Source organism: Kitasatospora sp. Xyl93 (assembly GCF_055383135.1).
Genome location: NZ_AP029185.1, coordinates 5,728,640 through 5,740,655, shown reverse-complemented (window position 1 = coordinate 5,740,655; position 12,016 = coordinate 5,728,640). Strand labels below are relative to the sequence as shown.

The following is a 12,016-nucleotide window of genomic DNA, read 5'->3' as shown; positions in this document are numbered from 1 at the left end:
CATCAGTCTGACAAAGGAGTGCAGCGAGTGCCCGGCACAAACCTGACCCGTGAGGAGGCCCGCACCCGGGCCGACCTCCTCCACGTGGACGCGTACGACATCGAGCTCGACCTCGGTTCGGCCCGCGAGGGCGGTACCTTCCGGTCCACCACCGTGGTCCGGTTCACCGCCACCACCCCCGGCGCGGACACCTTCATCGACCTCGTCGCCCCGAGCGTCGAGGAGATCACCCTCAACGGCGTGCGGCTGGACCCGGCGAGCTTCGCCGACAGCCGCATCCCGCTGCCGGACCTGGCGGCCGAGAACGAGCTGCGGGTCGTCGCGAACTGCGAGTACACCAACACCGGTGAGGGCCTGCACCGGTTCGTCGACCCGGTCGACGGCGAGACCTACCTGTACACCCAGTTCGAGGTGCCGGACGCCCGCCGGGTCTTCGCCAACTTCGAGCAGCCCGACCTGAAGGCCGCGTTCGCGTTCACCGTGACCGCGCCCGCGGGCTGGGTCGTGGTCTCCAACTCGCCGACCCCGGAGCCGGTCGGCGAGGGCGACACCCGGGTCTGGACGTTCGAGCCCACCGGCCGGATCTCCAGCTACATCACCGCGCTCGTCGCCGGCCCGTACGTCGGCGTCTTCGACACCTACGAGAACGGCGAGCAGAAGGTGCCGCTGGGCGTCTACTGCCGGCCCTCGCTGCGCGAGTACCTGGACCCGGAGGCCGTCTTCGAGGTCACCAAGCAGGGCTTCGACTACTTCCAGGAGAAGTTCGACTTCCCGTACCCGTTCGCCAAGTACGACCAGCTCTTCGTCCCGGAGTTCAACGCCGGCGCGATGGAGAACGCGGGCGCCGTCACGCTGCGCGACCAGTACGTGTTCCGCTCCAAGGTCACCGACGCCGCCTACGAGGCCCGCGCCGCGACGATCCTGCACGAGCTCGCCCACATGTGGTTCGGCGACCTCGTCACCATGGAGTGGTGGAACGACCTCTGGCTCAACGAGTCCTTCGCGACCTTCGCCGAGGCCGTCTGCCAGGCCGAGGCCCCCGGCTCCAGGTGGCCGCACTCCTGGACCACCTTCGCCAACCAGATGAAGACCTGGGCGTACCGGCAGGACCAGCTGCCGTCCACCCACCCGATCATGGCGGAGATCAACGACCTGGAGGACGTCCAGGTCAACTTCGACGGCATCACCTACGCCAAGGGCGCCTCGGTGCTCAAGCAGCTGGTGGCGTACGTCGGCCAGGACGCCTTCTTCCAGGGCGTCCAGGCGTACTTCAAGCGCCACGCCTGGGGCAACACCCGGCTCAGCGACCTGCTCGGCGCCCTGGAGGAGGCCAGCGGCCGCGACCTCAAGGCCTGGTCCAAGGCCTGGCTGGAGACCGCCGGCATCAACGTGCTGCGGCCGTCCGTCGTGCTGAACACCGACGGCGAGATCGAGTCCTTCGCGGTGCTCCAGGAGGCCCCCGCGCTGCCCGCCGGCGCCAAGGGCGAGGCCGTGCTGCGGCCGCACCGCATCGCGATCGGCCTGTACGAGCTCAACGGTGACGCGCTGGTGCGCACCGACCGGATCGAGCTGGACGTCGACGGCCCGCGCACCGAGGTGCCCGAGCTGGTCGGCCGGCACCGCCCGGCCGTCGTGCTGCTGAACGACGACGACCTCTCGTACGCCAAGATCCGGCTCGACGAGGACTCGCTGGCCGTCGTCACCGAGAACCTCGGCGGCTTCACCGAGTCGCTGCCGCGCGCGCTGTGCTGGGCCTCCGCCTGGGACATGACCCGCGACGGCGAGCTGGCCGCCCGCGACTACCTGTCGCTGGCGCTGTCCGGCATCGGGCGCGAGAGCGACATCGGCGTGGTGCAGTCCGTGCATCGCCAGGTCAAGCTCGCCCTCGACGCCTACGCCGACCCGGCGTGGCGCGAGGAGGGCCTCGACCGCTGGGCCGCCGCCGCGGAGGAGCACCTGCGCGCCGCCGAGCCCGGCAGCGACCACCAGCTGGCCTGGGCCCGCGCCCTCGCCGCGGTCGCCCGCACGGACGGTCAGCTGGGCCTGCTCGCCGGGCTGCTGGACGGCTCGGCCGAGATCAAGGGCCTCGCGGTGGACACCGAGCTGCGCTGGACCCTGCTGGTGCGCCTCGCGGCCACCGGCCGGGCCGACGAGGCCGCCATCGCCGCCGAGCTGGAGCGGGACAACACCGCGGCCGGCCAGGAGCACGCGGCCACCTGCCGCGCCGCCCGGCCGACCGCCGAGGCCAAGGCGGAGGCCTGGGCGTCGGTGGTGGAGTCCGACAAGCTGACGAACTATGTGCAGGAAGCGGTCATCGCCGGCTTCCAGCAGTCCGACCAGCGCGAGCTGCTCGCGCCGTACGCGGCGAAGTACTTCGCGGCGGTGAAGCACGTCTGGGAGACCCGCAGCCACGAGATCTCGCAGCAGATCATCGTCGGACTGTACCCGGCCCTGCAGGTGACGCAGGAGACGCTGGACGCGACCGACGCGTGGCTGGCCTCGGCCGAGCCGGCGCCGGCGCTGCGGCGCCAGGTCGTCGAGGCGCGGGCGGGCGTCGAGCGCGCGCTCAGGGCGCAGGCGGCCGACCGTGCGGCGGGGGCCCGCTGACGGTCCCCCGGAACCACGGAGGGGCGCCGGACGGGATCGTCCGGCGCCCCTTCGGGGTCGTGCGGGTCCTGGTGGACGCGACGGTCGGCTTGCTCCGAGGAGCTGCCTAGAGGAGGTGCCTAGAAGCGTTGCCGTGAGGCGTTGCCTCGAGGAGTTACTTCTTCTTGCCCTTGCCGTACGGCAGGCCGGCCAGCCCGGCGATCAGCGCGAAGGCCACGAGCGGCAGAAACACGTACAGGCCGAGGGTCTCACCGACACTCAGGCCGGAGCCCGGGTCGTCACCGTCGTCCCGGGCGAAGGCCATGGCGGGCGACGTCAGCAGCATCATCAGCGTGACCGTTGCGGAGACCGCGCCGGCTCGCAAAGCGTTCCTCTTGTCCACGTTTCCAACTTACCCGCCGCTTATGGGACGGCGCGCGTCGGGGTCGGCCTGACGGAGGCGGCGGGGGCGAGGAGCTGGGAGAGCAGGCCGGCGGCGGGCGCGGCGGCGAGGCGTTCCAGGGTGACCGGCGCACCGGAGCCGTCGGCGACCGGCAGGCGCCAGTTCGGGTACTGGTCCCAGGTGCCGGGCAGGTTCTGCGGGCGCGGGTCGCCGACCAGGTCCGGCAGCCAGACCCCGACCAGCTCCGCCGGGGTGGCCCGCAGGAACCGGTACAGCAGCGGCGCCGTCAGCGGCTCGTCCTCGGCGAGCAGCCCCAGCCGCGCCAGCTCGGCCCGCCAGTCCGCCAGCTCCGCCGCCGCCTGCGCCTGCTCCTCCGCCAGCGGCCGGGCCAGCAGGCCCAGCCGGTGCCGCAGCTCGACGTGCTCGCCGGAGAGCCGGGCCGCCGTGCTGGGCAGGTCGTGGGTGGTGAGGGTGGCCAGGCAGCCCGGCCGCCAGCGGTCCGGACCGAGGACCGGAGCCCCGTCGGCCTGCCAGTCCCGCTCGAACCAGAGGACGGAGGTGCCGAGCACCCCGCGCGCCGCCAGCTCCTCCCGAACGCCCGGCTCCACCGTGCCGAGGTCCTCCCCGATCACCGCCGTCCCGGCCCGGTGCGCCTCCAGCGCCAGCACGCCGAGCATCGCCTCCGCGTCGTAGCGCACGTACACGCCCTCGGTCGGCGGGTGGCCCTCCGGCACCCACCAGAGCCGGAACAGGCCCATCACGTGGTCGATCCGCACCGCCCCGGCGTGCCGGGCGGTGGCCCGCAGCAGCTCCGCGAACGGGGCGTAGCCGGCCTCGGCCAGCGCGTCCGGGCGCCAGGGCGGCAGACCCCAGTCCTGGCCGTGGGCGTTGAAGGCGTCCGGCGGGGCGCCGACCGAGATGCCGGCGGCCAGCACGTCCTGCAGCGCCCAGGCGTCCGCGCCGTCCGGGTGGACGCCGACCGCCAGGTCGTGGATCAGGCCGACCGGCATGCCGGCGTCCCGGGCCGCCCGCTGGGCGTGGGCGAGCTGCTGGTCGACCTGCCAGGTGAGCCAGCGGTGGAACCCGACCCGCTCCGCGAGCTCCTTCTCGGCCTGCCCGACCTGTGGGCCGTCCGGGTGACGCAGGCCCTTCGGCCAGTGGTGCCAGTCCGGGCCGTGCTCCTCGGCCAGCGCGTTCCACAGCGCGTGCCGGCGCAGCCACTCGCCCTCGCGGCGCCGGAACGCCTCGTACTCGGCCTGCCGCCCGGGGCCGCGCGGCACCTCGTACAGCAGCTCCAGGGCCTCGCGCTTGAGCCGCCACACGGCGTCCCGGTCGATCAGGGCGTCGTGGACGAGCACTTCCTCGCGCAGCCGGGCGGCGCGGCGGCTCAGCTCCTCGGCGCTCCGCCGTTGCTCCGCGGTCAGATAGGCGTACTCGGGAACGGCCTCGATCCGCAGGTGCACCGGGTCGGCGAAGCGGCGCGAGGACGGGCGGTACGGGGAGGGGTCGGAGGGGCTGGTGGGCACGCCCGCGTGCAGCGGGTTGATCTGCACGAAGCCCGCCCCGAGACCGGCCCCCGCCCACCGGACCAGCTCACCGAGGTCGCCGAGGTCGCCCATGCCCCAGGAGCGTTCGGACAGCACCGAGTACAGCTGGGCGAGGAACCCCCAGCTGCGGCCGGGCAGTTGCGGCAGCCGCTCGGGCGCGACGACCAGCGCGGCCCGGGCGGTCCGGCCCTCGCTCCGCGCCGTGAGCACGTGGCGGCCCAGCGGCAGGTCCCCCGGCACCCAGTGCGAGTGCCCCCGCGGCAGCTCCCAACTGCCGCCGCCCTCCAGCTCCACCCGCAACCGGGCGTCCGCCGGCACGTCCAGCGCCGTCCTCCTCCCCTGCCGCACCACCACGCACGGCGGCAGCAACCGGCCCCGCTGCCCGGCCCGGTGACGCTCCAACGCCTCCCGCACCTCCTGCGGCGACCCGGCCGCCACCCCCATCGCCCCCAGCACCGCGACCAGCGTCCGCGTCCCCACCGCCTGCCCGCCCGGCCCCGGGTACCGGGTGTCCACCCCGTACGCCTGCGCCAGCGCCACCAGTTCGGCGGGCGGCGGCGGAGCATCCTGCGCCGGCACCTGCTCGGCTCCGTCACTGTCGTGGTAAGCGGCCACTCGCGGCTCCTGCGATGTCTCGGCAACGCCCGGTCGGAACAGCCACAGTCCTACCCGCGTGACACCACGATCACCCAGCGCGACACGACGGCCGAGCCGTCCGTGTCGCGTTCCGGCTGGTCGGCGGTCCGGGCCGCAGGTATGAGGATCGACCGGAACTCACGACGTCCCGCTCGCTGGAAGCCATCGAAGAGGAACGGGACCTCGATGGGCCTCCCGGCATGACGCAGGGCCCGGATCGGAGCACCGAACCGGGCCCGCGCGCCCGCGTCCACTGGCGCATCGAAGCGATGCACCTCCACCGCGACTCCGCGCTGCCGGGTGGCTCAGTCGGGTCGACGCAGCGGAATCGGTTGATCGTCAGTGCGGAGCGCATACCGACGAAACCCGTTGGGGACAAAAGTGCCGCGGAAACCTGCTGGAAGGACGGGACTCACCACGGTCCGTTCGAAGAACTCGTACGCCCCACTCGTCACGGCTGTCGACAGTGGCGCCCTCGCCAGCCACGATCCCCCGCAGTAGCCAGCCCGGGCCGCCGCAGCCGATCACGCGGATGATCTGCATCCCCGTCTCGCCCGACTTCGCCCTCGCCGGAACCTCGCACCTGAGCTCCGCCCCGGCCTGGCCCGCCCAGGCTCTCGACTCTCCGCCGAGCTGCCGAACGCTGTCCGCGATTGCTCACGATCCCTGGCCCAGGAGCCCGACAGAGTGGGCGAAAGGCTTGAAGCTGCAGCGCGGTCTCGTGTCCCTTCCAGACGGCAACTCCCACGAAAGCGCCGGACGGCCGCTGGGACCGGATACGTCCTTGCCCCCGGCAACACTCGCAAGCGCGTCCGCGTCTACGGCAGCACCCGCAAGGAGGCGCTGACCAAGCTCACGAAAAAGATCGCCGCCAGCAACCGTGGCGTCCCCGTGGTCTCCGCCCAAGGGAGTCTGGCCGCCTACCTCACGTACTGGCTGGAGGCGGTCGCCGTCCACCGGCTCCGGGAGACCACTTACACCCGCTACACCGCCTGCGTCAACCAGTACTTCATCCCCGGCCTCGGCAAGAAGAAGCTCGCCAGCTGGCCGTCAAAGACATCCGGAGCTGGCTGAACGGGCTGCGGACCGTCTGCCAGTGCCGCGCACGCGGCATCGACGCCCGCCGCAAGCCCGACGCCCCGGCCGGCCGCCAGCCGCGATGCTGCGCCATCGGCAAGTGCTGCCGCAAGCACCTCTCGCCACTGACGCTGGCCTACATCCACTCCGGGCTCAAGTCGGCCCTGGAGCATGCCGTCCGTGAGGAGGAGATCCCGCGCAACGTCGCCCGCAACGTCCGCACCGGGCCGCCCCAGCCGCGCCGCTTCAACCCGCCCACTGTCGACGAGGCCCGCAACTTTCTCGCTTCCACGCAGGGCCACCGCCTGCACGCCCTCTTTGAACTCGCGCTCCGCACCGGACTCCGCAAGGGCGAACTCCTCGACCGCGACGCCGGGGACCATCCACCCTGACCCGGCACTCCGCCACGCTGTGCCAGACAGCCAGGCCCCGCCTCATCCGGTTCCGTCTCCGACGCCAAGCCATCGACACCCTCGGCGAGGCTCTCCGGACCGCTGATAGGCACGACGACCCGCCAAGTGCAGACCCCGTCCGCTGACATTGCCGTCAGAGGTGCCGGGCCCCGCCGAAGACTTCCTTCGGCGGGGCCCTTCAGGCACCTATTTGGCATGTGAAAAATGCCTGCCCGCTCCGTCAATTAGCCAAGGCTCTCCTCAAGGGTTTCTCGCGAAATTTCACCCTGCAGCCAGGCATTGATGTACTGCAAGTCACGGACCGGCAGACCGAAGGTCGATCGGAGAATCTGAGCCAGATTAAAGGGAACCCCTCTTAGGCTCGGATGATTCTCAATCATGAGATCAGCAACCTCTACGACAGTGCAGCCAATGTCGCGATATCCGGCGGCCAGGCGAGCCAACCGCTCCAATTCCTCATTCATTGGTTCCTTCACCTTCGGAATGTGGCAAGGACGTGCTGAAAGTCTCCGTCCAGCCTCGGAACTGCTTCATCGATCTTCGCGCGGGTGAATCCATACCGGGCCGCTTGCCTGCCAGTCCAGGTCCCCTTGGCTGCGGCCACTAGGCTCGCGCCGCCACGCACAGCATCATTGAAGCCGCCAAGATTATCTCCGTAGACCCAGATCCCCTGAACCCCCTGGACCCGGTCCCCAAAGTGACCCATTACTTCATCGAACATTTCCTTGCCGCGCAACGGCGATCCCTTATCGGGATTATTGTGCATCATCATTGTCAGGATGCCTTTGCCGTCAAGGTCTGCAATCACACCGCTTCCGCTCGCCTCGTGCGAGATAGAGTATGTACTTTCGTCGCCACCTCGCGTGACCCCGCAATTATGAACGAGTACCGGTTTGGCGCCTGCGAGCACATAGTACGTGTGCTACGCGACCCCTCTCCACCTGCTTTTCCGCAGGTCAGCGGTGATTTGACGGTCCGTCGGCATCCGTGGATGTGCGCTGAAGTCCGTGGTTGTTGCCGTCGCCGCTGCCGTCAGATGTGTAGACCAATCGCCCTCGCCGACGGCGGCGCGCGTGATCCTACTGCCAAGCTCCGGGCTCGGCGCGGACGATGGTGCGGGTGGTCTGCTCGTACGACTGGTGGCCCGTCTGCGCGCAGTGGCCGGCGATCCAGCGGGTGAGTTCCTCGGGGGTGTGCAGCTCGCCGGACGCGGCAGCGCAGTTCCGTTCTTCGCCGGTGACGCAGACCGCCTCGAAGGTCGGCAGCGCCAAGGGGTCGGTCACGGTGGTCACGTGGTACTCGCGGAAGCGGTAGCGGGTGGCCTTGCCCATCAGCCTTCCTCCTGTCCGCCAAGGGGGTTGGCGTTCGCGGGTTCGCCCTCCTCGGCCGCGTCCTCCTGCGGCGCCGGGATGCGCTGCCCGCGTGAGTCCGCGACCCTGAGCGCGTCCGACAGGGCCTCGGTCAGCCGGCAGGCGAGCCAGCGGTATTCGATGGCCGACTGCGCCTTGGCTCCGGGGGCCAGGATGCCCCGGGCGTACTCCAGCAGCTCCTGACCCATGCCGAGCTGCACGGTTTCGATGCCGTCGGCGAGCGTCGAGATGTAGCCCTTGCCGTCGGTGCTCAGATAGCAGGGGCGCCCGTCCTCGGTGGTCCATGGCAGCAGGCGGGGGCCCGCCATGCCCGACGCCGCTTCGTGCAACTCCCTGCGACGCAGACGGTCCGCGTCGCTCCTCGGCATGCCCACAGTGGATCCCCGGCCTCGGTCGCTGAAACAGGACACGGCGACCGTAACGACCTGACCACACGTCAATCCACGGACCCAACAGGGTAGATCGAAACGCAAGGGCCGCGAACTGCCACGCTGCGTAGCAGCTATCCGACGACGCCCAGGTAGCCGGCCATCTCGCGCATGTCGCTGGTCAGCGTGCGCTTGCGCTTGCTCAGGATCTCCAGCATCGTCTCGGCCGCCGAGTTCTGGTGCCTCAGCCACTCGGGGGCGGCTTCGCGAGCGCGGGTCAGTTCGTCCATGGCGGCCGACAGGTCTCCGGTTCGAGTGTGGGCGCGCGCCATGTCCAGAGTGAAGCGGTTCCCGTCGTTCGTGCTGGGCCTGCCCAGTCGCTTCCACGCCTTCGGTGACAGCTCGGCTTCTTCGCCGGCCTTGCGCACCACCGCGCGGGCGTCGCCGACGACCATGGAGTCTTCGAGTGCCTTGATGGCGGCGGTCACCGGTCCGAAGACGGACCAGTGCCGGGAGACGTTGCGGTGCGCCGTGCCGACGGCGGTTGCCGCCACCCGCGCCGCCCTGCGGTACTCCTTGGCCTCGTCCGGGCGGTTGTTGCGTGCCGCTGCGGCTGCGGCCTCCATGGCCAGCCCTCCCCACACCGCGTAGTGGTCGGGCGCGGCTCCGATGATCTTCGGCTCCACCACGTCCATGCTCTGCGCGGCGATCCGCTCCGCTTCCTCCAGCCGGCCTTGGCGTACCAGCAGCCAGCACATGCAGCCGACTCCGGACCCGGCGGCGAGCAGGTCCCCGCCCTCCCGTGCGTCCGCGATAGCTCCGCGCAGGGCCGTGTAGGCGATGTCGTACTGCCTCACCTGCGTGAGGTAGGTGCCGGCCAGGCGCAACGCCTCGGCCCGGGCGAGCAGGGCTTGCCGGTGCTCGTCTCCGCTGTCGTAGTGGGCGACGGCCCGCGCGGCGTCCCGCAACAGGCCGGGCAGTTGGGCGGCGACGCTCTTGTAGCTGTCGGAGAAGTACAGCACCCGCGCGTCTCGAACCGTTCGGGCGTAGGCGCGCAGGTTCGGTTCCTCGCCCACGGCCTGGGCGTCCTGGTCCACGAGCCCCACCGCCGGGGTGAGCGCGGCGCGAAGCTGGATGAGGTTGAGCCGGTTCGGCTCCTCCGCCCGTCCCACGGGCTCCGGTGCGTCGGACGCGACGAGTGCCGCCGTGGGGATGCCCAGAGCGCGGGCCAGAGCGTGAAGCGTCTCCATGCGGACCGCTCCGCCTTGCTCGACCTTCCGGACCGTAGCCGGGGACAGGCCCGCCGCGTGGGCAAGCTCCTCCTGACTCATCCCGGCGCGACGCCGGTACTTCCGTACGTTGTCCGCGAGTTCCATCGTCATCTGCTCACCACCTCCAGCGCCACGGTACGCCTGGTGGGCGAACTGACCGAGCTCTCCCGGCAGATACCCACCCAGGACGGTGACCCACCGCCCCGCGTAGCGTCGGGCACACGGCTACTGGAGCGGCGAGGCGCCGGAGCCTTCGGCAGGCTGCGGGCCTGAGCGGGACGGGTCCCTCGTCGGTCGGGCAGCTTCGCCGGACCAGGGTTCTCCGGGGGCCGCCAAGGCTCACACCGTGACGCTGGCGCTCGGCCTTGGCGGCCCCCGGGGGTTCCTGGTACGCCTCCGGGGACCGGCCGGCGAGGGGTACGACCCGTGACCCGCGACCTCTCACCACGACGGTGCCGCACCGGTGCTCGGCCCCCGGTCCCTCGGAGGGAGGGCAAGGGTTGAGGTAGAGCCCTGCGGACTGCGTTGCTCTCGCTGGTGTTGCGCGCCCGGACGGGCGGGGGTGCCGCTGAGCGGGGCGGAGACAGGAGCGGGCGGCGGCCCCGCCGGGCCGGAGCGCGCGCGGCCCGCGACAGCGGGCCGCCTTGATCCAGTAAAGAAACTCTGAACAGCTCGACAGCTGAACCATCGGCCTCGCTCGTCCTTGCCCTGACTTACCCTCGCTGCTCAAGTTCCTTGGTCAGGCGGCTGACTTCGGCTTCCAGTTGGTGGCGCGTCTTCTGGAGCTGTGCCACCTGCTGCCGCAGGCGGATGACCTCCTCGGCATCGTCCTCTGCTGTCCGGGGCTCCTTGACACGTTCGACTGGTGCGTCAGGTTCCGGGGCCTTGCCCGCCTGCGTCTTGCGGACGTAGCTACCCCGTCCGAGGACGGAGTAGATCAGACCCTCGCCCTTGAGGAGACGCAGGGCGTTCTGGACGGTCGAGCTTGCGACCCCGAAACGCTCCTGGAGAGCTCGCGCGGCCGGCAGTTGGCTGCCTGGGGTCAGCTCGCCGTCGAGGATCTCCCGGCGCAGGATGTCGGCGACCTGGATGTAGGGCGGTCGCGAGTCCTCTTCCAGCGGCTCATCGAGTGTGTAGTCGTCGGCCAGGGTTTCTCCCTCGCGTTCGGCCGCACGCCGTAGGGCCTCGACGCGCTCTCGCGCGAGCATCGTGCGCCGAAGGTCATGGCGCCCGCCGATGAGGCCAACGATGAGAGTGCCTCGGGGTCCGCGGTAGACGAGGCGCTCGTTCGTGAGGTGCCGCAGGGCCCGTTCGACGGTTTCGCTGTCGGTCGCGAACATCAGCTGAAGCCTGATGGGTTCGGGGATCGTGTCCTCGAACTTCAAGCGTCCGTCAAGGATCGCTTCGCGAATGGCCCAGATCGCCTGGAGCACGGGCGGCTGGTCGGCCCCGGAACCGGTGGAGGCTTCCTGCGTACGGCCGTTGGCCTGCTCCCGCTCCGCCTTGGCCTGGTCGGCGATCTGCTGGAGCTCCTCCAACAGGGCCTTCTCCCGGTACTCCTTCTCGTGGCTGCGGACGTAGCTGCCGCGTCCTTGGACGGAGTAGATGAGCCCTTCGCCCTTGAGTACCCGCAGGGCGTTCTGGACGGTTGAGCTGGCGATCCCGTACCGCTCCTGGAGCGTGCGCGTGGAGGGGAGCTTCTCGCCGGGCCGAATCCGCTCTTCGAGGATCTCGGCACGCAGCACGTCGGCGGCCTGGAGGTACGGCGGCCGGGGGTCCTCTTCGAGCGGCAACGTCATACACCGAGGGTAGCGGCGGTTCCGCACGGATGACACGCCCGTGCGCTCGCCCGTAGCGGGTGCAGCGACCCCATCTGTATCGGGCGTATCGCCTTGGCGTGCGTGCGACCGTTGCGAGTGTGCGGGTGTGGCGCTATGGTCATGGCAGGTCGGAAACGCCGGCCGAGTGAGGGGAACTCCTATGGCCATGGCCAGGATTCGCGTTGGGCTGCTGCCGTCTGCCGTCTGCATGGCGGGCACCGAGGCCACGCTGAAGATCAAGGACCCGCAGACCGGCGAGGTCGCCACCGACCGCGAGACGGGCGAGCACCTGTACACGGTCACCGTGATGCTCATGGAGGACGGGCGGGCGGACATCCTGAAGATCACCGTCGCGCAGTCCGGAATTCCGGCCGGGCTCAAGCCGGGCGTGATGGTGCGGCCGGTAGACCTGTTCGCCACCCCGTGGGCACGGGTCTTCAACGGTCAGCTCTCGGACGGCATCGCCTACCGCGCGGCCAAGTTGGAGCTCGTCAAGTGACCAGCGGATCCATCGACAACGTGAGA

12 protein-coding genes and 1 pseudogene are annotated in these 12,016 nt (G+C 70.6%); 3 read left to right on the top strand and 10 right to left on the bottom strand.

What is annotated here, in order from left to right; all coding sequences use genetic code 11:
* Positions 1-27: 27 nt before the first annotated feature.
* Positions 28-2,607: an aminopeptidase N gene (gene pepN / locus ACZ5GH_RS25390; RefSeq protein WP_387757929.1), complete on the top strand. Its 2,580-nt coding sequence runs from the start codon at positions 28-30 to the stop codon at positions 2,605-2,607.
* A gap of 154 nt (positions 2,608-2,761) precedes the next feature.
* Here pepN and ACZ5GH_RS25385 read toward each other — a convergent pair whose 3' ends face one another.
* From ACZ5GH_RS25385 to ACZ5GH_RS25370, 4 genes are all read right to left on the bottom strand, one after another.
* On the bottom strand, positions 2,762-2,989 hold the full coding sequence (locus ACZ5GH_RS25385) for a hypothetical protein (protein ID WP_387757927.1): 228 nt from the start codon (positions 2,987-2,989) through the stop codon (positions 2,762-2,764).
* Between the two features lie 20 nt (positions 2,990-3,009).
* Positions 3,010-5,115 (bottom strand): 4-alpha-glucanotransferase, encoded by a 2,106-nt coding sequence (gene malQ / locus ACZ5GH_RS25380; RefSeq protein ID WP_464336869.1) that lies wholly within the window; start codon positions 5,113-5,115, stop codon positions 3,010-3,012.
* A gap of 86 nt (positions 5,116-5,201) precedes the next feature.
* Entirely contained in the window at positions 5,202-5,453 is a 252-nt protein-coding gene (locus ACZ5GH_RS25375) for a hypothetical protein (protein ID WP_464335315.1), read from the bottom strand.
* 58 nt (positions 5,454-5,511) lie between these two features.
* Positions 5,512-5,826: a DUF3710 domain-containing protein gene (locus ACZ5GH_RS25370; RefSeq protein WP_464336868.1), complete on the bottom strand. Its 315-nt coding sequence runs from the start codon at positions 5,824-5,826 to the stop codon at positions 5,512-5,514.
* A 33-nt stretch (positions 5,827-5,859) separates the two neighbouring features.
* Between ACZ5GH_RS25370 and ACZ5GH_RS25365 the strand changes: the two are divergent.
* Positions 5,860-6,611 (top strand): annotated as a pseudogene (locus ACZ5GH_RS25365) (tyrosine-type recombinase/integrase); the annotation flags it as partial.
* Positions 6,612-6,886: 275 nt separating this feature from the next.
* Here the strand turns inward: ACZ5GH_RS25365 and ACZ5GH_RS25360 are convergent.
* From ACZ5GH_RS25360 to ACZ5GH_RS25335, 6 genes are all read right to left on the bottom strand, one after another.
* The gene (locus ACZ5GH_RS25360; protein WP_464335314.1) at positions 6,887-7,126 is read right to left on the bottom strand and encodes a hypothetical protein; all 240 of its coding nucleotides are present in this window, start codon (positions 7,124-7,126) and stop codon (positions 6,887-6,889) included.
* A gap of 8 nt (positions 7,127-7,134) precedes the next feature.
* The gene (locus ACZ5GH_RS25355) at positions 7,135-7,470 is read right to left on the bottom strand and encodes a hypothetical protein (protein ID WP_464335313.1); all 336 of its coding nucleotides are present in this window, start codon (positions 7,468-7,470) and stop codon (positions 7,135-7,137) included.
* 271 nt (positions 7,471-7,741) lie between these two features.
* Positions 7,742-7,993, bottom strand: coding sequence for a DUF7848 domain-containing protein (locus tag ACZ5GH_RS25350; protein ID WP_464335312.1), 252 nt, complete (start codon positions 7,991-7,993; stop codon positions 7,742-7,744).
* A complete protein-coding gene (locus ACZ5GH_RS25345; RefSeq protein ID WP_464335311.1) occupies positions 7,993-8,400 on the bottom strand; it encodes a hypothetical protein in 408 nt (135 codons plus the stop codon). The genes ACZ5GH_RS25350 and ACZ5GH_RS25345 overlap by 1 nt, the downstream gene beginning before the upstream one ends.
* Positions 8,401-8,534: 134 nt before the next feature.
* On the bottom strand, positions 8,535-9,731 hold the full coding sequence (locus tag ACZ5GH_RS25340; RefSeq protein ID WP_464336867.1) for a helix-turn-helix domain-containing protein: 1,197 nt from the start codon (positions 9,729-9,731) through the stop codon (positions 8,535-8,537).
* Between the two features lie 653 nt (positions 9,732-10,384).
* Positions 10,385-11,470, bottom strand: coding sequence for a GntR family transcriptional regulator (locus ACZ5GH_RS25335; protein WP_464335310.1), 1,086 nt, complete (start codon positions 11,468-11,470; stop codon positions 10,385-10,387).
* A gap of 187 nt (positions 11,471-11,657) precedes the next feature.
* Between ACZ5GH_RS25335 and ACZ5GH_RS25330 the strand changes: the two genes are divergently transcribed.
* On the top strand, positions 11,658-11,990 hold the full coding sequence (locus ACZ5GH_RS25330) for an SCO3933 family regulatory protein (RefSeq protein ID WP_464335309.1): 333 nt from the start codon (positions 11,658-11,660) through the stop codon (positions 11,988-11,990).
* The last annotated feature ends 26 nt before the right edge of the window (positions 11,991-12,016 follow it).